Genomic DNA, 24,843 nt, shown 5'->3' on the forward strand with positions numbered 1-24,843 from the left:
CTTTTCATTTCAGCGAATGAGAGGCAGGTTGTCGCAGCCATGAATAGAAGAAGAATAGAGAGCGGCTATGCATGTTGGCTTGATTATCAGCTTATCCGGAATGAAGCATTACGCAGTGAATATAAGAAGCGCTGCTCGCAGCTTGTGGTGATCGGTGATTCACCGCTGCTGCAAGCGGCGCGCAGAGAGTTGAAGCTTGCACTGGGCGTGATGCTTGGGGAAACGCCTGTTGAGGTCGAGGATGATGCCGTTGCTGAGGAGCTGAGCCTGCCGGTAATTGTGGTCGGTACAATCGGCAGCTGCGAGCTGCTGAACCCGCTTGCAAGTATCTATAATTTCAATGAACTAGGCGAGGAAGGTTATGTCATTCATGCTTCCGGTTCGGATGAGAATCGGATCTATCTGTCAGCTGATGCGGATAAAGGCTTGCTGTATGCGGTGTTCCATTTGATGCGGCTGTTGCAAACCGGGGAGAGTATCGAGAGGCTTGCCATTTGCGAGCTGCCGAGCAATGGTCTGCGTATGATCAACCATTGGGACAATATGGACGGATCGATTGAGCGCGGCTATGCCGGGAGAAGTATTTTCTTCCATGAGGGTCGATTTATCGGGGATCAGGAGCGTGTGCAGGACTATGCTCGGCTGCTGGCATCCGGTGGCATTAATGCCCTAACGATTAATAACGTTAATGTGCACAGCCAGGAATCGAAGCTCATTACCGACGAGTTTCTGCCGGATGTGGCGAAGACGGCGGCTATTTTCCGCGAGTATGGTATTCGTCTGTATTTGAGCGTGAATTATGCGAGTCCGATGGAGCTTGGCGGACTGAACACGGCGGATCCGCTTGCGCCGGAGGTAGCGGAATGGTGGCATGGCGCTGCGAAGAATATTTACCGCTACATCCCGGATTTCGGCGGATTTCTGGTCAAGGCTGATTCCGAATTCAGACCGGGGCCGTTTACGTACGGACGGAATCATGCGGACGGCGCGAATATGCTGGCAGATGCGCTGGCGCCTTTTGGCGGCGAAGTGATTTGGCGTTGTTTTGTGTACAACTGCCTGCAGAATTGGCGAGATCGCAGCACGGATCGTGCTCGTGCTGCCTATGACCATTTCATGCCTTTGGATGGAACATTCCGTGACAATGTCATGCTTCAGATTAAGAACGGACCGATGGATTTTCAAGTACGAGAGCCGGTTTCACCGTTGTTCGGCGGGTTGCAGGACACGAACCAACTGCTTGAGCTGCAGATTACGCAGGAGTACACCGGTCAGCAGCGGCATGTATGTTTCTTGGTGCCGCAGTGGAAGGAAGTAATGGACTTTGATACGCATGCCCGTGGGGAAGGTTCTACGGTTGCGGAAGTAGCTGGCGGGCGGCTGTTTGGGAGAGCGCGCGGCGGCGTTGCGGCAGTCGCAAATATCGGGGATGATGCGAGCTGGACCGGACATATTTTGGCACAGGCGAATTGGTACGGCTATGCACGGTTGGCATGGAATCCGAAGTTAAGCGCAGAGCAGATTGCACGGGAATGGATTGCGATGACCTTCGGATTGAATTCAGAGGTGGAGCGTGTCTTGTTAGGCATGCTGCTAAGCTCTTACGGCATTTACGAGGACTATACGGCCCCGCTTGGCGTGGGCTGGATGGTCAATCCGAATCATCATTATGGCCCTAACGTTGACGGCTATGAATATTCCAAGTGGGGCACGTATCACTATGCGGATTGCCATGGCATGGGCGTTGATCGTACCGTGCGCAGCGGCACTGGTTACGCGGGACAGTATCATTCTCCGGTGGCGGAGCGGTACGAATCAGTGGCGTTATGCCCGGATGAGCTTCTGTTGTTCTTCCATCATGTTCCGTATTCGCACCGGCTTAAGAGCGGCAAGACGGTGATCCAGCATATTTACGACACGCATTTCGAAGGTGCAGCGCGTGCGGCTCAGCTGGTAGAGCAGTGGAATTTGCTAGCCTCGCTGGTTGGAAGCGAACGGCACGAGCAGGTACTTGATCGACTCACTCACCAAGCGGAGCATGCGGAAGAATGGCGCGATTGTATTAATACGTATTTTTATCGCAAGTCGGGGATTGCCGATGAACGTGGGAGGTTGATTTACTAGCTGTGATGCGAAAAGCTAATGCTGCAGGGATCAGGGATGTGCCTTCGGCCGCTGTTGATTGTGTGTTCTCTAGGATTAGAATTGGAGGTAACAACACACTATCAAAGGCGGCACGTAAACTCTACGGCACAATCCCTTTCACCCTTCCGCGGCTTTATAAATAAAGCCTAGAAATAAACCTTGGAGGAGAAGGGTGAGGAAGAAATGAAAATGGTGTTCCGCTGGTATGGGACCGGCAATGATACGGTTACGTTGAAGCAGATCAAGCAAATTCCAGGTGTGGAAGGTATTGTCTGGGCACTGCATGATGTGCCTGCAGGTGAAGAGTGGCCGATGGACAAAATCCTCGCCTATAAGGAACAAGCCGATGCTTATGGCCTGCATCTGGAGGTAGTTGAAAGTGTAAATGTCCACGAGGATATTAAGCTAGGGCTGCCAACTAGGGACCACTACATTAACAATTATAAGGTGACAATCGAGAAGCTGGCAGCGGTTGGCGTCAAAACGATCTGCTACAACTTTATGCCGGTATTCGATTGGGTGCGGACGGAGTTGTTCAAGGAGCTGGAGGATGGCTCGACGGCGCTTTTCTATGAGAAGGCTAAGGTCGATAGTATGGATCCCGGCGAGCTTGTGAGTCGTATCGCTAATGAGGTGGATTTTACAATGCCGGGCTGGGAGCCGGAACGATTAAAGCTGCTTGCGCCGTTATTTGAGCAATACAAGCAGGTGTCGGCAGAAGATCTGTGGAGCAATCTGCAGTATTTTCTGGAGCAGATTATCCCAACCGCGGAGCGTCATGGCATCCAAATGGCCATTCATCCCGATGATCCGCCTTGGCCGATCTTTGGCTTGCCGCGCATCATTAATAGCCGAGAAAGCATCCGCAGGTTACTGCAGCTTGTCGACAGCCCTTGCAATGGCGTGACGCTGTGCAGCGGATCGCTTGGCGCTAATCCGGCCAACGATATTGTGGCAATGGTGCATGAGTTTAAGGGCCGTATCCCATTCGCGCATATTCGGAATGTGCGCGTCTATGACAATGGGGATTTCATTGAAACCTCGCACAGGACCTCTGATGGAACGGTAGATATTGCAGGCATCGTGCGAGCCTATTTCGAGACAGGATTTACAGGTTATGCCCGTCCGGATCATGGCAGGCATATCTGGGACGAAAAATGTCGTCCGGGTTATGGGCTGTATGATCGGGCCTTAGGCATTATGTATTTGTGGGGCGTTTGGGATTCCATGCGTGCAGGCGAGGTGACGAAATGATAGGCATGAGTATACCGAAGCACGAGCATTTGCAGGGGAAGGTAGCTGTAGTGACCGGCGGTAGCGGCGTCCTGTGTTCCGCGATGGCGAAGGAGTTAGCGCGGCAGGGAATGAAGGTGGCTATCCTCAACCGTACGGAAGAATCGGGCCTGAAAGTGGTGGAAGAGATTCGCCGTGAAGGTAATGAAGCGATAGCTGTTGTCTGCGACGTGCTCGATGCTGCAAGTGTGGACGCGGCGGCTGTTGTCGTTAAGGAACAGTTGGGCTCGTGCCACCTGCTCATTAATGGAGCAGGCGGCAACCATCCGGAGGGTAGCACGACGAATGAGATTTTTAAAGCAGATGATGTAGGAGTCGAGGGCATTCGTACCTTTTTCGATTTAACGGAGAAGGGCTTCGGGTATGTGTTTGATTTGAATTTTAAAGGCACGCTGCTGCCTACGCAGGCTTTTGCGAAACAAATGCTTCAAGTCGAAGGAGCATCGATTATCAATATTTCGTCGATGAGCGCACCAAGCCCGATGACCAAAGTGCCTGCTTACAGCGCGGCAAAGGCAGCGATCGATAACTTCACGCAGTGGCTCGCGGTTCATATGGCAGAAGCGGGCATTCGGGTCAATGCGATTGCGCCGGGTTTCTTCCTGACGGAACAGAATCGGAAGCTGTTAACCCATGAGGATGGTTCGCTGACCGAACGTTCTCATAAGATCATCACTCATACGCCAATGCGTAGATTCGGAAAGCCGGAGGACCTGCTTGGTGCACTTGTTTGGCTGGCGGACGATACCGTATCCGGATTCGTCACCGGGGTCACGGTCCCGGTGGATGGCGGATTTATGGCGTATTCAGGCGTATAGGAGGAGGCGGCTGGGATGACGCTCATTGTTCAGGATGTGCTTGATGTTTTGGAGGCGACGGGAGTCGGTGAAGCTATTGGTTGTGGTGCGGATCAACTGCTCTTCGGTGATGCCGGGCAGGCTGTCAGTGGAATCGTCGTCACCTTTATCGCATCGCAGCAGGTGTTGGAGCAGGCGGTTTCGTTAGGTGCGAACTTGGTGATTTCGCATGAAGGGATCTTTTACAGTCATCATCATGACGGAGATAAGGTCGCGTCTATGGAGGGCACGGTGTACGCTGCTAAGAAACAGTTGATTGCCGAGCACGGCCTTGCTGTCTACCGCTTGCATGACGGATTACATCGGCAGCAACCCGATGGCATTATGGAAGGATTGCTTCAAGAGCTGGGCTGGGAGGCGTTCGTCGCGGAGCATCTCCCTGCTGCCTCGATTGTTGAGCTTCCTCCGCATACCGGCCTCGAAATTGCGGCACATGTGAAGAAGCGGCTCGGGATAGAGTCGCTCCGTGCCGTAGGTGATCTGTCTGATTCGTGTAGACGCGTCGGCTTGCTCGCTGGTTACAGGGGAGGCGGAGAGCTGGCGATTCCGCTCTATGAGCAGTACCAGCTGGATCTGATCCTGTACGGCGAAGGACCCGAGTGGGAAACGCCGGAGTACGTGAGGGACGCCGTTCACATGGGAGCGGCGAAGTCTCTCCTCGTTCTCGGCCATCTGGAGAGCGAGCAACCCGGTATGCGGCTGCTGGCAGATCGGCTCGGTAAATTGTTTGCGGCCGTACCGATTCACTATGTGAATGTGGATCGAGTGTTTGATGTGGTTTAGATGTGGGGCTGTCTCAAAAGTGCGCAGGTGACTTTTGGGGCGGCTTTGTTTTTGTTGTGTTTGGTAGGTTAGCAAGGAAAAGAGTTGCTCCCTACCTGAGCAATGCGTTGTTCAAACGGTGGGCTTGGCGGAAGTATCGCGAATTTGGTGAAAGAGTGGCACCTATGACAACACAATGGTGGAAAGGAGGGGTACCGGCTACCGCACATGTGCGGTAAAAGCTGGTACTTAGCTAAAGAGAGGTACCGTCTACCGCACATGTGCGCCAAAAGCTGGTTTTCAGTGTAGGAAAGTTTCATCTAACCCTCCCATTTGGAAAAAAATGCAACACAGACGCTTGGAAGTTTGTTACTGTGTGAATAGGACACATCAAGGACTGATTGGGAGGGAAATGAATTGAAATTGCATTATCCGGGACCTGCACGAGTTTGGACGGAAGCGCTGCCAATTGGGAATGGCCGTTTGGGAGCTATGATTTATGGCAGTGTGGAACACGAACAGCTGCAGCTTAATGAAGACACGCTTTGGTCGGGGCCGAACCCGAGCTGGAACAATCCGGAGGCGCTTGCTGCCCTGCCGGAGGTTCGCCAATTACTGGCGCAAGAGAAGTATGTAGAAGCAGATCAGCTGTGTAAACGAATGATGGGGGCATACACGCAAGCGTATTTGCCGCTTGGCCATCTGCACCTTCTGTTCGAGCACGGTAATAATACGAGCGATTATCGCCGGGAGCTCCGCATCGATGAAGCGATTTCGGCGGTGAGCTATCGGATTGGTAATGTGTCGTATACGCGTGAATATTTTGCCTCACATCCGGATCAAGTGATCGTGATGAAGCTGACAGCCAGCCAGCCAGGCAAGATCTCCTTCCATGCCAAGCTGAGCAGTCCGCTTCGTCACCGTATGGAACAAGACGGAGCGTCCGATCTCATTCTGAGCGGCATCGCTCCCGAGCATGTTGCGCCGAGCTATCAATCTTCCGATAACCCGATTCGGTATGGCGATGAGTCGACGTCACAAGCCATCCGGTTTAACGGAAGGCTTGCAGCATCCGCGGAAGGCGGTACGGTGGAGGCAAGCACCGATGGACTTCGTGTAAGCGGCGCAACCTCGGTTGTCTTAGTCTTCGATGCGGCGACGGACTACGCGAAAGACGAGCAGCCTGCGCTACTCACCTCGCAGCGCGTTCATGCGGCACTGAGCCGTTCCTATGAGGAGCTTCGCGCTCGGCATATCTCGGACTACCAAGCATTGTTCAATCGTGTAGAACTGGATCTGGGCCCAGCATCGGAGTCGGACGAGCTGCTTCCGACGGATAAGCGGATTAAGCAAAACGGGGCAAATGACCCCGGACTAGTAAAGCTGCTATTCGACTACGGTCGTTACCTCATGATTGCTTCATCACGGCCGGGAACGCAAGCGACGAATCTGCAGGGCATATGGAATCAGGAAACAAGACCACCATGGAGCAGCAATTATACGATTAATATTAATACGCAGATGAACTATTGGCCGGCAGAAACCTGTGCGCTCGCGGAGTGCCACGAGCCTATGATCGATTTAATCGAGAAGATATCGAAGAGCGGCCGGGAAACGGCACAAATTCATTACGGTGCTCGCGGCTGGACGGCTCATCATAACACGGATATTTGGGGACACACTGCGCCGGTTGGTGATTTTGGAGAAGGTGACGCGGCATGGGCATTGTGGCCAATGGGCGGACCTTGGATGGCCCAGCATTTGTGGGAGCATTACGCGTTCAGCAGAGATAAAGCCTACCTGAGAGACAAGGCGTATCCAATCCTGAAAGAATCGGCTATGTTCTGCCTGGATTGGCTCATTGACGACGGTCAAGGAAGACTTATTACGTCACCATCCACATCGCCGGAGCATAAATTTGTGACACAAGACGGGCTATCCGGTGTTAGCGTGGCTTCCACGATGGATCTATCGATTATATGGGACTTGTTTACGAACTGCATCGAAGCATCCGAGGAGCTGGAGATCGATGCGGAGTGGAGAGTGGAGCTGGAAACAGCCCAGGAGCGCTTATTCCCCTTGCAGATTGGCAAGTATGGCCAGCTTCAGGAATGGTATAAGGACTTCGAGGATGAAGATCAATTCCATCGTCATGTCTCGCATTTATTCGGCGTCTACCCCGGCCGTCAACTGACCGAAGCAGGCACACCGGAGCTGTTTGCAGCAGCCCGCCGCTCACTGGAGCGTCGCGGAGATGAAGGAACCGGTTGGAGCTTGGGGTGGAAAACAGGACTATGGGCACGTTTTGGAGATGGCAACCGAGCGCTCAATTTAGTGAACAACCTGCTACAACTTGTCGATGAGTATGCCCAAGAAAACTATCACCGGGGCGGCGTATACGCCAACTTATTCGACGCGCATCCGCCATTCCAGATCGATGGCAATTTTGCCGCAACGGCAGGCATTGCGGAATTGCTGCTGCAATCCCATCAGGATTATGTATGGCTGCTTCCGTCGCTGCCGGATGCATGGCGAAACGGGTCTGTTAAGGGCTTGCGGGCTCGCGGGGGATTCGAAGTCGGCATGATCTGGAAGGAAGGCAAAATGCATTCGGCCAGTGTGAAATCGCTTGTCGGTGGCAGCTGCACCCTGCGTTCTGAGTCGCCAATTACGATCACGGATGCAGAAGGAAACCTTGTCGCTGCCGAACAGGTAGACGGAGGTTTGTATCGATTCACAACTCATATAGACGGAAGCTACTCCATTACCGGGTAAGTTTCGAAGCCGCCGCGGGAGGAGGAAATGCCTCTTCGCCGGCGGCTTTTTTTAGCTGCGTCGCTGCCGATAGACCGCAGGCGTCATGCCGACAATCTGCTTAAACACCCGGTGAAAATAAGGCATACTCTCGAAGCCGCATGCTTCAGCGATGACTGCGATGGTATCATCCTTGCCTTGCAGCAGCTCCTTGGCTCTCACAATTCGTTTAACCGTAATAAACCCGGTGACGTTCATCCCTGTGCTCTGCTTAAATACACGGCTGAAATGCGCAGGGCTGACGGAGGCCATCTGACTTAGCTTGCTGAGGCTGACAGCATCCGTAAAATGCCGGTCGATATACAGTAAACTATCCTTCATCCAGCTTGGACCGATAAAGGCGGAGCTGGCTCTATGCTTCCTCTCGCCATCTATCTCCCGATTAACCGCCAGCAGCAGCTGCTCTAAACACAGAACAATAGCATGGCGATAGCCTGCTTGCGCTGTCCGCAGCTCAGCTTCAACCCCATCCAGTGCTCGCTCAACATGTTGTTGAAGCGCCGGAGTACATTCCATTTTGAAACTATGATGGGTACGGCTTTGCTCGAAACACGCCATATATGAAAATGATTCGCCCAGCGATATCCGGTCCATCAGAATGGGATGAAAGAACATAGCAGTGGACGTAACGGGATCCTCTTTGTCCGGGAATGCACGGTGAATGGTGTTGCCCGGAATGATGAAGAGATCACCTTGATTCATGTCATAAATCGTTCGGTCGATGAAGAAAGCACCCTTACCGCTGTACACGTAGACAAGCTCAAACCAATCATGCAAATGATCAGGCAGTTCGCGCTGCAGCGTCTTCCGATCCTTGAACGTGAAGGCGAAAGGGAATGAAGGCTGGGCATCGAACTGTTTGCGTATAGGCTTCATGTGCGAGCGCTCCTTTGTTGTCCGTATCTTTTCTAAGGATATATCAAATGAGGGTATAAATCTGCAATAATATGCACTTTTATGATCTCATCAGGGTGTTACATTTAGGTTAAGACCAAACAAGCAAAGGGGTTTGAATCGATGGGAACAAAGTTGGGGAGCGAGACTTTACCTGCTAAGCAGCGGCAAGCATACGAGGTTATGGAGCAAAGCCCGGTCACGGTGCTGCAAATTGGCGAAGGTAACTTTCTGCGCGGCTTCTTCGATTGGATGATTCATAGGTGCCAAGAGCAAGGCTTATTCCATGGAAGTGTGGCGCTGACGCAGCCAAGGCCGGGAGGTCGAGCGAAAATCAATACCCTGCAAAGCCAAGACGGTCTCTATACCTTAGTGACGCGGGGGCTGGAGAATGGGGAGCGAGTGGAGAATAAGGAGATTGTATCCGTATTCTCTACGGTATTCGACCCTTACAGCGACTGGCAGCAGCTCATCTCACTGGCGGAGAGTCCTGCCTTACGTTTTGTCGTATCCAACACTACGGAAGCCGGACTCGTCTACAATCCGGAGCCGCTTGTGGAAGGCGAACCGATTCAGTCATTTCCGGGCAAAATCGCATGGCTGCTCTATCGCAGATATTTGGCGCTAGGCGGCAACGGAGCCGAGGACAATGGACTTATATTCCTGCCATGTGAGCTGCTTGAACGCAATGGCGATGAGCTGAAGCGCTGCGTGCTGCAATATTGCGAGGATTGGTCGCTGCCGGAGCCGTTCCGGGAATGGGTATCGACGCATAATCGCTTCCTCAATTCACTAGTGGATCGCATTGTAACGGGCTATCCAGCAGGTGAGCAAGCGGATGAATGGTTCTCGGAATGGGGATATGAAGATGCGATGCTGACTACTGCAGAGCCGTATCACTTCTGGGCGATCGAAGCGGAATCGAAGCTTGACGAAGAACTGCCGCTGCGGCAGGCAGGGCTGAATGTACGTTGGGTTGATGATTTGCGTCCGTATCAGCTAAGGAAGGTACGCATTCTTAATGGCGCTCATACGCTCATGACCCCGCTTGCCTTGCTGCATGGCGAGCAATATGTCAGAGATGTCATGGAGAATCCGCAATTCGGAGTCTTCGTAAGGGAAGCCGTTGCCGCTGAAATCGTGCCGACGGTTGCCATGCCGGAAGAGGAATTAATGGCTTATGCGGAGGCCGTGTATGAACGGTTTCTGAATCCATTCATTAACCATCGTCTCGCGGATATTGCCATGAACAGCCTTAGCAAGTTCAGAACGCGGCTGCTGCCTACGCTGCTTTATTATACGGATCGCGGAGAGTCGCTTCCGCCGCGAATCGTGAAGTCGTTAGCCGCACTGCTGCGATATTACCAAGTCGTTCGAGAAGGTGAAGGTTTCACAGGTCGCACGCTTAATGGCGCTCCATATACGGTCAGGGACGATGCGGCATCATTGGAGCTTCTAGCCGGGAGCTGGTCTAGTAAACGCCCGCTTGAAGAGATTGTCGCTCTTCTGCTCAGCCACAAGGAGATTTGGGGCAGCGATTTATCTGCCATCAAAGGGCTGGCGGATGGAGTTACGGTATTCATTCGAGAGATGGAAGCGAGTCACGCAGCAAATAACGCGAAGTTAGGCAGGGGGCAGTTATGAAGGGAATCATCTGTGCGGAAGTAGACCGTTTCGAATGGACGGAGAGTTTGCCTGAGCCGGTACTGGAAGCGGGACATGCCATTGTCAGCATCAAACGAATCGGCATCTGTGGGACGGATCTCCACGCCTTCAAAGGCAATCAACCTTTCTTCTCTTACCCGCGTATTCTCGGGCATGAGCTTGCGGGCATTATTGAAGAGGTTGGCTATAATGAGCAGGGACTTACGGTCGGTGATCAAGTCAGCATTATCCCGTATTTGCATTGTGGCAGTTGCATCGCCTGTCGCAGCGGCAAAACGAATTGCTGCACGGATATGTCGGTGCTCGGCGTGCATCGCGATGGCGGCATGCGAGAGCGGATCTCGGTTCCGGTCGCTTGTTTGATCCCGGCGAATGAACTCACGCTGGACCAGACTGCTGTGCTGGAGCCGATTGCGATCGGGGCGCATGCTGTGCGCAGGTCAGGTCTTGCTGCGGGCGAGACGGCGCTGGTCATCGGGGGCGGACCGATCGGCCTCGGCGTGATGGCTATTGCCAAGCACATTGGGGCGAAGGTCATCGCGATGGATATCAACGATGATCGGCTTAGCTTCTGCGAGCAAGGGGCTGGGGCCGACGCGCTTGTAAACGCGCTGCAGGAGGAGCCGGTTCAGCGAATCATGGATGCTTGCGGCGGCGAGCTGCCCGCCGTCGTCTTCGATGCAACAGGCAATGCCAGATCGATGGGCGACTCGTTCCGTTATGTGGCCCACGGCGGCAGACTTGTCTTTGTCGGGCTGGTCAAAGCAGATATCACCTTCAGCGATCCCGAGTTTCACAAACGCGAGCTTACGCTGATGGCAAGCCGCAATGCAACGAGAGAAGACTTCGACAATGTCTTGGACGCGTTGTCCGCAGGTGCCGTTGATGTCAACCGCTACATCACGCACCGTGCACCGCTGGCCGAGATGATCGAGCAATTCCAAGGCTGGCTGAAGCCGGAATCGAAAGTGATCAAAGCGATGGTGGAGCTTTAGGTTATACAAAGCATGAACATGGGTTTTCCTTATATGACCTCCCCTAAATCAATTAGAAAAGGGGAGGTCATCTTGCATAATCACTCTATTTGCGGAGGCGATTGTTCTATGAAGAGAAAAGGGGCTAACGGTTCACGGGTTTTCCGTAAATTACTGATTTCTTATCTTATTGTGCTGATTCTCCCGCTAATTGCTGCCTACGCCTCTTATCGCACCTCAATTGATGTGGCCAAATTCGATTCCATCGAGAATAGCAGAGTAACCTTGAATATGAGCAAAGAGATACTAGAGCGGCGGTTGGCAGAGGTTGCCGGCTTTACGAAGCAATTAGCGGTGAATGCCGAATTAAATCAGCTCATCGTCGACCCGAAGCCGTATGATCCCAACAATGTGTATGGACTGGGACGCATGCAGCGCAGCTTAGTCAATTACAGCAGCACCAACGATTATTTGTCTAACTTCTTCATCTATCTGCGCAATTATAATGCCATTCTGACACCGAATTCCGTCTTCTTCCGGCCCGAGCACTATTATGAACTGAACCAGTTCGACGACATGAGCTTCGATGAATGGGAGAAGTCGTTCCTTATGCAGCCCCATTTTAATGAAATTGTGCCTCTACACACCTATGTCCGCAATGACGGAAACACAGCGCTGCGCAAAACTTCGGCCATTACCTTCCTCCAAACGCTTCCGATCAACAGCTTCAAAGAATCGATGGCTACCGTTGCCATTATTATTGATGAGACGAAGCTAGGGGAAACGCTCGATCATATTGTGCAGCAGTATGGCGGTTGGGCGGTCATTACGGACAATAAAGGGAAAACCATTATCGCCAAAGGAATTGATGAGGCCGACTACAAGAAGGTTTCGGTTATCCCATCCGGAGTGGAGGCGGATACCAGCCGATTCGATAATGGCAGGCTGCTTATTTCCATCCGATCGAATACGAATGGCTGGCTCTATACGGCAGGTATTCCGGAGCAAGCGTTAATGGGCAAAGCGAATACCATTAAGAAAGTAACGGGAATTTACACGTTGGCCGCCTCCATTATTGCCCTCGTCAGCGGACTGTTGCTCGCTTATCGTAACAGTGCTCCGATTCATCGGCTGCTGAGTACGTTTCGTGATCAGAATGGCCATTTCAGCGGCAGCTCCAAGAACGAATATGATTTCCTCGCAGGTAACATCTCCAATCTCATCAATGATAATCAAACCCTCAAGGCGGATTTGCATAACCAGCTGCCTTTGCTTCGCGATGCGTTCATTAAGCGGCTGCTAAACGGAGAATTCAGCTCCGTGCGAGAAATCGAAGCGATTTCGCTGCAAACCGGCATCAAAATTGAAAGTGATCAAGGGTATGTCGGACTACTGCGAATCAACGGCTATGGCGGGATGGAAAATGCAGATATCGTTCAAGAGCTAAGCGTGGCACGTTTAATTCTGAAGCAGTCTCTTCTGGAAGCCAGTCCGGAATTGCTTGTGACCGATATGGGCTTCGATAAGATTGCGATCATCTTCCCGCGAATGAACTATGATTTCGAACAGTTGCTGCTTCTCATGGATACGGTTTATACCCAATATCGCCTTTCGATTAAGGTCGGCCTTGGCTCTCTCTATTACAGCATGCTGCATGAGATGAGCCGATCCTTCAATGAAGCCCAGCAAGCGCTGGAGTTTGCTATCTATACCGGTGCGGAAGATATCACCCACTACAAGGACACGATCCGTGAGACGGAAATGTACGATTACTCCATCGAGGCCGAGCAGCGTTTGATGAATACGGTAAAAGCCGGTGATTCCGAGAAGGGGCTTGCTGTGCTGACCCAGCTGTTCACGAGCAATTTTGAGAAACGGGATCTCTCGTATGAGATGATGCAGCAGTTCACCATGGAGCTAAAGAGCACGTTACTGAAGCTGGTGGAGCAGAAAGTGGTGCAGGATGAGGTTGCAGCCGAAGAAATTAGGCATCGGATCATGCATGTCCAGGCAACAGGTGGAGCCAAACAGCTCAAAGGGCAATTAGAAGCCTTAATTACGGATATGTGCCACGATGTCGTTCGGAAAAAGTCGGTCATGGATCAAGAGACAATCGATGAGGTTATTCAATACATTAACAATCGGTACCCGGAATCGAATTTAACCTTGTATCAGGTTGCCGAAGCCATCGGTCGACCGGAGAAATATATCTCGCAGCTGTTCAGGGAATACACCGGCGAGAACCTATCGGACTACGTGGAGCTTATACGGATTGGCAAAGCGACCGAACTGCTTAATGAGCGGACAATGACGATCGATGAGATCGCCGTACATGTCGGTTACAACAGTACACATTCGTTTCGAAGAGCGTTCAAGCGGGTGAGAGGAATCTCGCCAAGTGCGTACAGACAAACCGCCGAAGCCCCGATATGACTGGGTTTCGGCGTGAAAACGCAAGTGTACGGTGCATGAAAGAAGTGAACCTTTACGTCGTTCGCCGCTAAGGGATATGATCAATCCCATAAAGTAAGCGGTTACAATTTAGCTTGAGAGGAAAGCGAGAGGAGAGGACAATTTGAGCATCGCGGCTCGAAGTTTTAGAAGACACTGGCAATTGTATCTGCTCGTGATTCCGCCGGTCGTTTATTTTATTCTATTTAAATATTTACCCATGGCGAACGCAGTGCTGGCTTTCAAGAACTATAACGTGATGAAAGGCATCTGGGGAAGTCCGTGGGTCGGTACCAAATACTTTGACCTGTTCTTCGGTAACCCGGCCTTCAAGACGCTGATCAAGAACACGCTCTACATATCGTTCTATCAGCTTGCTGTAGGATTTCCGATTCCGATCCTGCTCGCGCTTGCTCTGAACGAAGTGAAGAGCATGAGGTTCAAAAAGATCGTTCAGATGGTCACGTATGCGCCTTACTTTATCTCAACGGTGGTCATGGTATCGATGGTGATGCTGTTTCTGGCCCCGCGTCTTGGCATTATTAACATGCTTGCCAACCGTATGGGATTCGAATCCATCAATTACTTAGGTGTTCCGCAGCTGTTTCGCTCGGTGTTTGTCTTCTCTGATGTGTGGCAGTCCATGGGCTATGCGGCGGTCATCTTCCTAGCTGCCTTAGCGGGGGTAGATCCCTCCCTCTATGAAGCGGCGAAGGTGGATGGTGCATCTAGGCTGCAGAAGATCATCCATGTCGATATTCCCGGCATCATGCCCACGATGGTCATTATCTTAATCTTAAATGTTGGCAGCATTATGGCCCTGGGCTTCGAGAAAATGTATCTGCTGCAAAATCCGCTTAATCTCTCCGCCTCCGAGATCATCTCAACGTATGTTTACAAAATCGGTCTGCTCAACGCCAATTACAGCTTCGCCACAGCTGTCGGGTTGTTCAACTCTGTCGTGAATATGATTCTTCTGGTCTTCGTTAACACGATCGCAAGACGAATCTCCAGCACCAGCCTGTGGTAAACAACTGACACGGAAGGAGGGACATGGGTGATTACCGAGAGCCAGAACGCATCTCGCCGCATCGCAGCCGTATCCCGCAGCAATAAAATTATGGAATCCCTGGGTGACCGCATATTCCTGTCTCTGACCTACCTATTCCTGCTTGTTATTCTGATTGTGGTGCTCTATCCGCTGTTGTTCATTATAAGCTCTTCCTTCAGCAGCCCTGCCGCCGTATCTTCAGGGGAAGTGTGGTTATGGCCGGTTCACCCGACGCTTGACGGCTATATCACTGTATTAAAGAACAGCCAAGTCATAAGCGGATATGGGAACTCGATCTTCTATACCTTCTTTGGAACGCTGATCAGCGTGTCGTTAACGATTATGATTGCGTATCCATTGTCGAAGAAGACGTTCTTTGGCCGCAGCGGACTCATGATTTTCATTACATTCACGATGCTGTTCTCCGGCGGACTGATTCCTAGTTATCTGGTCGTCAAAGCACTCGGACTTATCGATACACGCTGGGCGCTGCTCATTCCTAATGCGATCTGGGTATGGCAGGTCATTATAACTCGGACGTTCTTTCAGTCCTCCATTCCCGAGGAGCTCTCGGAAGCGGCAGAGATTGATGGCTGCAGCGATATCCGATTTATTCGCAGCATTGTCATTCCACTCTCGAAGCCGATTATCGCCGTTCTTGCGCTCATGTATGCGGTTGGGCAATGGAACGCCTACTTCGATGCGCTGATTTATTTGAAGACGCAGGCACTCTATCCACTGCAGCTTGTTCTTCGCAGTATTCTGATTCTTAACAACGGTACAGGCAATGTAGACGCCGGTGAAATGGTGCTTCGTCAGCAGATGACCAACCTGATGAAATACTCGCTTATCGTGGTGGCAAGCTTGCCGGTGCTGGTGATTTATCCGTTTGTTCAGCGTTATTTTGTCCAGGGTATACTGATTGGCTCAGTCAAAGGTTAAGTACGGTACGTGTATTTCAATTAGGGGGGATGACGATGTAACGAGGCAGGCTTATCACATGTATAGGGGCATGGCAAAGAGATGAAGAAGAAAGGGAGAGGTTATTCATGAGAAAGAAGAAATCATGGTCGCTCTTAGTTGCTTGTGTCGTTATTCTTAGCTTGGTTGTGACTGCTTGCTCATCTTCCAATAACGGGAACGGAAATGGAAATGGAAATGGGAGTGGGAATACCTCAGATTCGGGAAGCGGGAATACCAATACAGAAGCAAATCAAGACACCACTACTGCCGGCCCGCCCGTGAAGATTAACGTATTTGCTCAACAAGGCACGGACATGGATCTTAAAACCAACAAGTTTACGAAGGAAATCGAAAGTAAATTCAATATCTCGTTCAACTGGACGACGGTACCGTTCGATGGGGCGGCGGAGAAGAGACAAATCTCGCTTGCATCCGGCGATTATCCGGACTTATACTTGCTCATTCCTTGGGTAGACCGGTTCTCGCAATCCGATCTGCTCAAGTTTGGCCAGCAAGGTGTTATTCTTCCTTTGAATGATCTCATCGATAAATATGCACCGAACATTAAGAATACACTCGACAACAATGCCTATTACAAAGCGATGAATACAGCGCCGGATGGCAACATATATGGATTAACCGGATTAAATGAATGCTACCACTGCTCATTCCCGAACAAAATGTGGCTCAATACCAAGTGGCTTGATAAGCTAGGACTGACGATGCCCAAAACAACGGACGACTTCAAGAAAGTGCTGGAAGCGTTCAAAACGAAGGACCCGAACGGTAACGGTAAAGCGGATGAGCTTCCGCTTAGCGGCTCGATTGAGGCTTATGGGGTGCACATTATCCCTTACTTTATGAATGGTTTTATTTACGACGATGACCGGACTTATCTGCAAATGAATGACGGTAAAGTTGAGACAGTAGCGAATAAGCCGGAGTGGAAAGAAGGGCTTGCTTTCCTCAAGTCGATGTATGGAGAAGGTCTTATCGATCCGGGCGCGTTTACGCAAAATGCGGAAGCCTTCAAGAAAATCGGCGATAATGCGGATGTGCAAATTTTAGGTGCCGGAGCGGGGATGCATCCTTGGATCTTCGTGGAATCCGCGCCTACTGCGCCTTATGTGAAGGACTACAATCCGGTGCCGCCGCTCCAAGGTCCTCATGCCAACTATGCGACGTACAACTATCCAATTGATCCGGGCGGAACCTTCGTCCTGACGAGCAAAGCAAGCGAAGAAGTACAAGTTGCGGCTGTCAAAATGCTGGATTATCTCTATACGCAAGAAGGAGCGCTACACGGCATCTTCGGCGAAGAAGGGAAAAGCTGGCGTCAACCGAAAGAGGGCGATGTTGCGCTGAACTCGGACGTGCAGCCGCTTTATGCGACAATTCCACTTGCAAAAGGGGAAGCACCGCGTAATGATCTATGGGGAGCAATGGCGCAGTACAACCAATTCAAAGCTTTCCGCGACTCCGAGGTGCAAGGTGTCGATATTTATGGCGAGAATGGCTACGAACGCCGCCTGTTCGAAGCAACGAAATTATATGACGGCAAGCAGCCGACGAATACTTTCCCGCACTGGGCGCTATGGGTGGATCCGGCCAGCGCTGACGAAGCCGGCATGATCCAAACGAACATTAAGAACTACATCGATCAAAATGCGCTGCAGTTTGTGACAGGTGCTAAGAGTCTCGATAAGGATTGGGACGATTATGTAAAAGGGTTGGATGACCTGAACCTGAAGCGTTACCTGGAGCTGATGCAAGCGTCTTACGATTCATCTACGATTGATAAGTAGTAGACGCGCCTACGTTTGGCGCATGGTGAAGCCGTCTCAAAAGTGCGCGGAAACGCGCCTTTTGAGGCGGTTTTTTTGACGATGATTACAATCGAAGTCTCTCGAAAGAAGATTTCTCCAAAACGGTTATTATGGAGATCGGGCAGGAGCGATTTTTTATAAGTGGCAATGAAGCCAGCGGCGATAAACCATTTGTTGGGCAGGGCCGTACGATGGTGCCGCTGCGCACAGTCGCTCAAGCTTTTGGTGCTAGCGTAGATTGTGAGAAACGGACACAATAAATATTAAGAACATCCTCTGCATAGGTATGTAACAGAGGAGCGTGAATCAGGTGGACAAGAAGGTTAAACGCTATTTCCAATTGAAGCAGAAGCAGAAAGAAATCGAGCAGGAGCTGACCGAGCTGCGCGGAGAGATTTTGGTACACTGCGAGGATCAGGGTGTTTCGGAGCTGGAGACGGGGAAATACCGGGTGAAAGTCGTTCATCAGGAGCGCAAGGAATACGACGACATCAAGCTGTATGAATCGCTCGGTGATCCAGAAGTATGGCGGTTGCTGTCTAGGCCGGATTCTTCTAAGATAGCGGGCTTAATCAAATTAAACGTACTAAACGAAGAGAAGCTGAAGGATACGTATGCGGTGAAGAACGTCTCGCTGCTTCAAGTGGATAAGAAGTGAGCCTCGCCATCACCTATCAGGATAAGAGCCGGAGCCTCCAAGAACCACTTTAACTAGTGGAGCTGGAGGTTTTTTAACGCACCGCCAATGATTCGATTTCTCCCCCAATGTGGTAAATTAATAGGATATCTACAAACCAACCGATAGATTGGAGCAAGCAAAATGAATGTCACGACGTATTGGCTGCAAAACGTGCGGCTTGAGACGGGGTTCCAGCGTGAGAATGGAATTGTCTCCGGAACAGAGACGGCTATTGGCCATGTGCTGGTTGTGGATGGCCGAATCGAATCGATCTTGTTCGAGGCGATTCCTGCAGAGGATCAGCGTCCGAAGCGAGATGCGAAAGGAATGCTGCTGCTTCCTGCATTCAGAGATGCGCACATCCATCTGGATAAAACCTATTTCGGCGGACCTTGGCAGGCGGTGAAGCCGGCTCGGAGTATTTTTGACCGGATCGAAGAGGAGAAAATCTTACTGCCGAAGCTGCTTCCGGTTGCGGTAGATCGGGCGAAGCAAATCATTGAGCTGCTGCTCGGATTCGGGTCGACAAATATGAGAGGTCACGTCAACATCGAGCCGACCAGCGAGCTTAGAGGACTGGAAGTTGCTCAGCGAGCACTTGCCGCCTACGAAGGCAAACTGGGCTACGAGCTGGTCGCATTCCCGCAGCACGGTTTGCTGCGTTCGAATTCGCGCGGCTTGGTGAAGCAGGCGATTGAGCAGGGAGCCACACATGTCGGCGGACTCGACCCTACCTCTGTGGATGGCGACATGGAACAATCGCTGCATGCGATGATGGATCTTGCCGTTGAAACCGGTGCCGGCGTGGACATGCACCTTCATGAGCAAGGGGCAGCAGGTTATGAGACGATGCACCGACTTGCGGAGATGACGATTGATGCAGGCTGGCAGGGGCGGGTTACAGTCAGCCATGCGTTTGGTTTTGCGAGCGGGACACCGGCGCAAGCCGAGCAGCTGGCGGAACGTTTTGCGGAAGCGGGGATTTCGGTGGCATCCACGGTGCCGATTGGGGGATTGGTCATGCCGATTCCGATGCTGCATCGCAAAGGAGTGAAGGTGGATCTGGGAACGGACAGCCTTACGGATCACTGGTCACCTTTCGGCAATGGCGATAATTTGGAGAAAGCGGGCCGTCTGGCTGAGGTGTACCATATGTCGGACGAGTATTCGCTGACCCGTGCGCTTGGATTTATTACCGGCGGCGTGCTGCCGCTCAATGAACAAGGACAGCGCGTATGGCCGGCTGTTGGCGACGATGCTTCGGCCGTACTCGTTCAGGCGAGTTGTTCCGCGGAAGCAGTGGCCAGAAGAGCGCCGCGAATCGCTTCGCTGTATCGTGGCAACGTGGTTTCGGGAACACTGTAAGTAGAGCGCTAACCGAACGCCTATTTACTGTCAAAGGATTTTCTGTTATCATCTTTCCAATAATTAAACGCGATGACGAGAAGAGTAGGGAAACATCGTTCTTATACAGAGAGCTCCGGCAGCTGAGAAGGAGCAAGGGACATTTTCGCGAAACAAGCCTCTGAGCAGCATGTCGGAACCGCCGTAAGCGGGGATGGCAGGACGGGAGCTCCCGTTACAGAGCTAGAGTATAACCACCTGCATGGATACAGGCAGGCGGCGTACTTGAAGAGGTTAATATGGCGACATATTAATGAAGCTGGGGTGGCACCGCGATCGATAAACTTCGTCCCCAAGACTAAATGTCTTGGGGGTGGAGTTTTTTTAGTTTTTGCAAATCGGAGTGTCAGTGTCACGTCATGACTTCATTAGGAGGCGTCAACCTTGGAAAACGAGAAGGAACATCATAACGAGAATTTTCTATATAAGCTGATTAGCGGAGAATTGGAGCGGGAGCCTTTCGGAAGAGCCATGTGCACGAGGTTCCCGCCAGAGCCTAATGGCTATCTTCACATAGGGAGCGCCTATGCGATTCATACGAACTATACGATGGCGCAAAGGTTCGGCGGCAGCTTCAATCTGCGCTTCGACGACACGAATCCGCTGAAGGAGGATATCGAGTACGTGAATGCAATTGTAGAGGATATCCGCTGGCTAGGTTACGATCCGGGCGAGCACATCTATTACGGCTCCGATTACTCGGAACAAATTTATCAAGCTGCGGTCACCTTAATTGAGCGGGGGAGAGCGTATGTATGTGAGCTAACCCCGGACGAGACGAGGGAGTATCGCGGAACGTTAACGGAGCCTGGGAAGAACAGTCCGTATCGGGGGCGGTCTATCGAGGAGAATTTGGCCCTCTTTGCAAACATGCGCAATGGCGACTATCCGGCCTCATCCATGGTGCTTCGTGCCAAAATCGACATGGCATCACCTAACCTCAATTTGCGCGACCCCGTCATCTACCGAATTATCCATGCAGAGCACTACCGGACGGGGAACGAGTGGTGCATTTATCCGATGTATGATTTTGCTCATCCGATTCAAGATGCCATCGAGGGAATCACCTACTCTCTGTGCTCGATCGAATTCAAGGACCACCGGCCGTTGTATGAGTGGGTTTTGGAGGGACTGGGAATCCAAGAGCCTCCGCGGCAAAGGGAATTCGGGCGGCTTAGCCTAACAGGCGTTGTGACGAGCAAAAGATTCCTGAGGCAGCTTGTTACCGGCGGCTACGTAGACGGCTGGGATGACCCAAGGCTGCCTACGCTGCGCGGCCTTAGAAGAAGGGGCTTTACGCCGGAGAGCATTCGCCGTTTTATCGAGGAGATTGGCAGTATTCGCACGACTAGCACGGTAGATATTTCCTTGCTGGACCATTGTCTCAGACAGGAACTGAAGGAGAAGACGGTGAGTGTGATGGCGGTTTTGCAGCCGCTTAAGGTAGTCATTACGAATTATCCTGAAGGTGAAACAGAGCTGTTGACTTTGGAGAATAATAGCGAGAATGAAGCTATGGGGCGGCGTGAGGTTCTGTTCTCGCGGACGATCTATATCGAGCGAGATGATTTCGTGGAGGTGCCGCCGAAAGGGTATCACCGACTGAGCCCGGGAAGTGAAGTGCGGCTGAAAGGCGCGTACTTCATCCGCTGCGAGGAAGTGGTCGTAGATCCGGCGAGCGGCGAAGTTACAGAGCTTCGCTGCACGTATGATCCGCTTACGAAGAGCGGATCGGGTTTCACCGGACGCAAGGTGAAGGGGACGATTCACTGGGTTTCGGCAGCGCATGCGGTGAAGGCGGATGTTCATTTGTACGACAAGCTGCTGCTTGACGAGAGTGCGCCAACACGCGAGGATGGCAGTTGGGCCGATGCGATTAATCCGGCTTCGCTCGTACTCGTCAAGGACGCGCTGATCGAACCGTCGGTGCAAGATGCCGGTTCGGAGGAGAAGTTCCAATTTTTCCGCCATGGGTTCTTCTGCGTGGATCGGAAACATAGCGGCGGCCTTGAGGGGGCGCTTGTGTTTAATCGGATCGTGCCGCTGAAGGATACTTGGAATAAGAGGTAAGTGAAGAGATGCTCCTCCGTCATGGTGATGGTCATGGCAGGAGGAACATCTCTTTTATTGAGATCTATCGAAGAACTGTAAATGGGACATCTGAAGGCAGTTTTGCGCTAACGAATCCTGAGGGTCTTATTCCTACAGTAATAGCCATTTTTCAAATCTAACAAATCGTTGGGGCCTTGTAGTGAGGAAATCGAGCTAGAAAGGCTCTTTCCTATCCCTACAATCCGCGAACCAACCCGCCGTCGACCATTAACGCTTGGCCGGTCATGTAGCTGTTCGCTGGCGATGCGAGGAACGCGACGTAGCGGGCGAATTCAGCCGGATCGCCATAACGGCCTACGCCGACCTCATCCTCGTTCCGTGTACGCTGCTCCTCATACGTAACGCCGGCAGCCAACGCGCGCGACTCGTCCAGCGAACGGACACGGTCCGTTGCGAACCTGCCGGGCGCCGCCGCGTTAATGAGAATATTCCGCGGCGCGAGCTCGTCCGCAAGCGTCTTGATCAGCCCTTGCACGCCGAGGCGCAGCGAGTTGCTGAGCACGAGGCCGGGGATCGGCTGCTTGATCGACGTGGAGGATACGTACACGATCCGTCCGCCTTCAGCCGGGAAATGCGGCAGCGTATGCCGAACCAATCGGACCACGCTCATCACGTTCTGCTGGAAGGCGGACTCCCACTGCTCGTCCGTAATGCTGGCGAACGTTCCGGCCGGTGGGCCGCCTGCATTGCATACGAGCCCATCGATGCTGCCGAACCGCTCCACAGCTGCGGCCACAAGCGCTTCAATATCTGCGGGCGAGGAAACATCGGCTCGCACCGCAAGCACTTCCCCTCCGGTAGTCGAGCGGATATCAGCCGCAGCTGCCTCAATGGTTTCTGCGTTTCTGCCGCAGATGACCACGTTCGCTCCCTCCTCAGAGAGCCGAAGCGCGGATGCTTTTCCAAGTCCCTTGCTGGATGCCGTCACGATTACAGTACGATTGCGAAATCCTAAATCCATCTAACCATTCCTCCATTCTACTCGTTCACTTTAGTAACTAGCATGCAATATTTCCTTCTGCTTGTCGAGTGTGTCTGGTAATGTCCCGATTCACGGAGATACCTATCTTATGATTAAAGGGATTAAATATTCATGAGCTAAGCGATCGCGTAGAGCAGGAGAACGCCTTCAAATTGCAGAAGTATAGGGATACACAAAACATTTACATCGTAGAGGCACCGCACAAGGAGTTGAACGGGATATGAACCCTTATGAGTTTCATTTGCAAATCGGTCGGATGCTGGATGATATCGCAGACGGTGTCTTTATTATGAAAGCAGAGGACATGGAACTGACCTACTATTACGTGAATAAAGCGGCTACCCGTATGACGGGGATTACGATGGCAGATGTAGGGCAGACATTCTTCGAACGCAATAAGCCTGCAATGGCTGAATATTTATATAAGAAATACGTTAGAGTCGTGACGGAGCGGACGGATATTCGCTATGAGGATGGCGTCGTGATGCCGAATGGGACGATGAGCGGGGAATCGATGCTGTCGCCAATTTTCGGTGAGAGCGGCGAGGTCGAATATGTGATCTGCTTGACGCGCGATATTACCGAACGCAAGAATTACGAGAACCTGCTCTTCCACTATGCTTACCACGATGACCGAACGAAACTGTACAACCGCAGATATCTCATGGAAAAAATGGTGAGTGCCGAAGCGCTCTTTCTGCTCGACCTCGACTATTTTAAAAATATTAACGATACATTCGGCCACGATGCAGGAGATGCGGTGCTTGTGGAGGTTGCAACTCGTTTAAGTATCGTATTTAAGACGGACTATACGCTGGTTCGACTTGGCGGTGATGAATTTATCGTAGCTGCCGGGGTACCTGTAGAGCAGCCGGAGACGATGGCTTTTCTGATTATGGAGTTGTTTCGCGCACCTTTCCGAATTTACGACCAGCAAATTAAGCTGAACTGCAGCATCGGAATTGCGCTGAAGCAGGAGCAGGAAGACATTCAGACACTGCTCAAACAGGCGGACATTGCGCTCTATAAGGCCAAAGGAGCCGGTCGCAAAAGCTTCCACGTGTACGAGGCAACCTCCCGGTACGATCATGTCGAGAATTTCATCCATGAGCTTGCGTTGTCGAGCGCGCTTGAGCTGAAGGAATTCGAGCTGCATTATCAGCTGATTTACAGCCCGCAGCAAGGATGCGTGGTCGGCGCTGAGGCGCTGCTTCGCTGGAACCGGGCCCTTGTAGGGATGGTGCAGCCCGCAGAGTTTATTCCCATTACGGAACAAACCGGCCTCATTGTACCGATCGGCTATTGGGTGATCCGCCAGGCATGCAAGGATTGGCATCAGCTGGTGGAGGGTTACGGGGAAGAGATTCGCGTTTCCGTGAACATTTCGAGGGTGCAGCTTAGTGAGCCGGATTTTGTAGATCGGATCATTGAAATCGTCGAGCAGGAGAATGTCCCTCCGCAAGCGATCGAGCTTGAGCTGACGGAGAGTACGGTAATCAGCGATTCCGAGGGCATAAGACAGACGCTCGGTCGGCTGCGGTCCGTCGGTTTCAGCATCGCGCTGGATGACTTCGGCACCGGATACTCCTCGCTGAGTATGCTGACACTGCTGCCCATCGATACGTTGAAGATTGATCGCTCTTTTATCCAAGAGATGAATGAGTCTGTTCTGTCCGCCATGCTTGTTATGGCCGGTGCTTTGCGTTTGAAGGTAATTGCGGAAGGTGTAGAGGACGCGGGTCAGTATGAGATGCTGAAGGCGATGAGCTGCTGGGGCATTCAAGGGTATTACATCAACAAACCGGTTGCACTGGTCGCGCTGCAGCAGGTTCCGGTTTAATGGGCTGATTCCGGCAGCGAAATAGAGTGGCTGAACGAGGGGAGACCTTGTTCAGCTGCTTTTTGTTTGCTCTAAGTTCACGCTAACGAACCTTAGCAAGAGAGGTACCAGGAGCCGCGCATTAGCCGAAA

17 protein-coding genes, 1 pseudogene and 1 other annotated feature are annotated in these 24,843 nt (G+C 51.9%); of the genes and pseudogenes, 16 read left to right on the forward strand and 2 right to left on the reverse strand.

Annotation, left to right across the window (positions count from 1 at the left end):
* The first annotated feature begins 39 nt into the window (after nucleotides 1–39).
* The 5 genes from AC0YN4_RS19410 (at nucleotide 40) to AC0YN4_RS19430 (ending at nucleotide 7,832) form a co-directional block, all read left to right on the forward strand.
* Entirely contained in the window at nucleotides 40–2,124 is a 2,085-nt protein-coding gene (locus AC0YN4_RS19410) for an alpha-glucuronidase family glycosyl hydrolase (protein ID WP_475836535.1), read from the forward strand.
* A gap of 204 nt (nucleotides 2,125–2,328) precedes the next feature.
* Nucleotides 2,329–3,399 (forward strand): mannonate dehydratase, encoded by a 1,071-nt coding sequence (gene uxuA / locus AC0YN4_RS19415; RefSeq protein ID WP_475836536.1) that lies wholly within the window; start codon nucleotides 2,329–2,331, stop codon nucleotides 3,397–3,399.
* A gap of 5 nt (nucleotides 3,400–3,404) precedes the next feature.
* Nucleotides 3,405–4,256 carry an SDR family oxidoreductase gene (locus AC0YN4_RS19420; protein WP_475783431.1) on the forward strand — a complete coding sequence of 284 codons (852 nt, stop codon included), beginning with the start codon at nucleotides 3,405–3,407 and terminating at the stop codon, nucleotides 4,254–4,256.
* 15 nt (nucleotides 4,257–4,271) lie between these two features.
* Nucleotides 4,272–5,078: a Nif3-like dinuclear metal center hexameric protein gene (locus AC0YN4_RS19425; RefSeq protein WP_475836537.1), complete on the forward strand. Its 807-nt coding sequence runs from the start codon at nucleotides 4,272–4,274 to the stop codon at nucleotides 5,076–5,078.
* 396 nt (nucleotides 5,079–5,474) lie between these two features.
* Nucleotides 5,475–7,832 carry a glycoside hydrolase family 95 protein gene (locus AC0YN4_RS19430; RefSeq protein ID WP_475836538.1) on the forward strand — a complete coding sequence of 786 codons (2,358 nt, stop codon included), beginning with the start codon at nucleotides 5,475–5,477 and terminating at the stop codon, nucleotides 7,830–7,832.
* A gap of 51 nt (nucleotides 7,833–7,883) precedes the next feature.
* On the opposite strand, the gene AC0YN4_RS19435 is transcribed toward AC0YN4_RS19430, so the two are convergent.
* Nucleotides 7,884–8,747, reverse strand: a complete 864-nt coding sequence (locus tag AC0YN4_RS19435) for a helix-turn-helix domain-containing protein (protein WP_475783434.1) — start codon at nucleotides 8,745–8,747, stop codon at nucleotides 7,884–7,886.
* Nucleotides 8,748–8,888: 141 nt separating this feature from the next.
* Here AC0YN4_RS19435 and AC0YN4_RS19440 point away from each other — a divergent pair, with 141 nt between their 5' ends.
* From AC0YN4_RS19440 to AC0YN4_RS19485, 10 genes and pseudogenes are all read left to right on the forward strand, one after another.
* On the forward strand, nucleotides 8,889–10,409 hold the full coding sequence (locus AC0YN4_RS19440) for a tagaturonate reductase (RefSeq protein ID WP_475783435.1): 1,521 nt from the start codon (nucleotides 8,889–8,891) through the stop codon (nucleotides 10,407–10,409).
* Nucleotides 10,406–11,425 (forward strand): zinc-binding alcohol dehydrogenase family protein, encoded by a 1,020-nt coding sequence (locus AC0YN4_RS19445; RefSeq protein ID WP_475783436.1) that lies wholly within the window; start codon nucleotides 10,406–10,408, stop codon nucleotides 11,423–11,425. Before AC0YN4_RS19440 ends, AC0YN4_RS19445 begins: the two co-directional genes overlap by 4 nt.
* A 108-nt stretch (nucleotides 11,426–11,533) precedes the next feature.
* Entirely contained in the window at nucleotides 11,534–13,837 is a 2,304-nt protein-coding gene (locus AC0YN4_RS19450) for a helix-turn-helix domain-containing protein (protein ID WP_475783437.1), read from the forward strand.
* Nucleotides 13,838–13,979: 142 nt separating this feature from the next.
* The gene (locus AC0YN4_RS19455; RefSeq protein WP_475783438.1) at nucleotides 13,980–14,885 is read left to right on the forward strand and encodes an ABC transporter permease; all 906 of its coding nucleotides are present in this window, start codon (nucleotides 13,980–13,982) and stop codon (nucleotides 14,883–14,885) included.
* A gap of 90 nt (nucleotides 14,886–14,975) precedes the next feature.
* Entirely contained in the window at nucleotides 14,976–15,848 is an 873-nt protein-coding gene (locus tag AC0YN4_RS19460; RefSeq protein WP_475783636.1) for a carbohydrate ABC transporter permease, read from the forward strand.
* Between the two features lie 107 nt (nucleotides 15,849–15,955).
* Nucleotides 15,956–17,674, forward strand: a complete 1,719-nt coding sequence (locus tag AC0YN4_RS19465; protein ID WP_475783439.1) for an ABC transporter substrate-binding protein — start codon at nucleotides 15,956–15,958, stop codon at nucleotides 17,672–17,674.
* A 107-nt stretch (nucleotides 17,675–17,781) separates the two neighbouring features.
* A pseudogene (locus AC0YN4_RS19470) lies at nucleotides 17,782–17,955 on the forward strand (stalk domain-containing protein); the annotation flags it as partial.
* A 50-nt stretch (nucleotides 17,956–18,005) separates the two neighbouring features.
* Nucleotides 18,006–18,353, forward strand: a complete 348-nt coding sequence (locus AC0YN4_RS19475) for a hypothetical protein (protein ID WP_475783441.1) — start codon at nucleotides 18,006–18,008, stop codon at nucleotides 18,351–18,353.
* A gap of 162 nt (nucleotides 18,354–18,515) precedes the next feature.
* Entirely contained in the window at nucleotides 18,516–19,739 is a 1,224-nt protein-coding gene (locus tag AC0YN4_RS19480; protein WP_475836539.1) for an amidohydrolase family protein, read from the forward strand.
* Nucleotides 19,740–19,802: 63 nt separating this feature from the next.
* Nucleotides 19,803–20,075: a binding site (T-box leader), on the forward strand.
* Between the two features lie 87 nt (nucleotides 20,076–20,162).
* Entirely contained in the window at nucleotides 20,163–21,848 is a 1,686-nt protein-coding gene (locus AC0YN4_RS19485) for a glutamine--tRNA ligase/YqeY domain fusion protein (protein ID WP_475836540.1), read from the forward strand.
* Between the two features lie 217 nt (nucleotides 21,849–22,065).
* Here the strand turns inward: AC0YN4_RS19485 and AC0YN4_RS19490 are convergent, their stop codons facing one another.
* The gene (locus tag AC0YN4_RS19490; RefSeq protein ID WP_475836541.1) at nucleotides 22,066–22,851 is read right to left on the reverse strand and encodes an SDR family oxidoreductase; all 786 of its coding nucleotides are present in this window, start codon (nucleotides 22,849–22,851) and stop codon (nucleotides 22,066–22,068) included.
* A 241-nt stretch (nucleotides 22,852–23,092) separates the two neighbouring features.
* Here AC0YN4_RS19490 and AC0YN4_RS19495 point away from each other — a divergent pair, with 241 nt between their 5' ends.
* Complete coding sequence (locus AC0YN4_RS19495) at nucleotides 23,093–24,712, forward strand: putative bifunctional diguanylate cyclase/phosphodiesterase (protein ID WP_475836542.1); 1,620 nt, start codon at nucleotides 23,093–23,095, stop codon at nucleotides 24,710–24,712.
* Nucleotides 24,713–24,843 lie beyond the last annotated feature (131 nt).

Source organism: Paenibacillus sp. J22R3 (genome assembly GCF_056269305.1).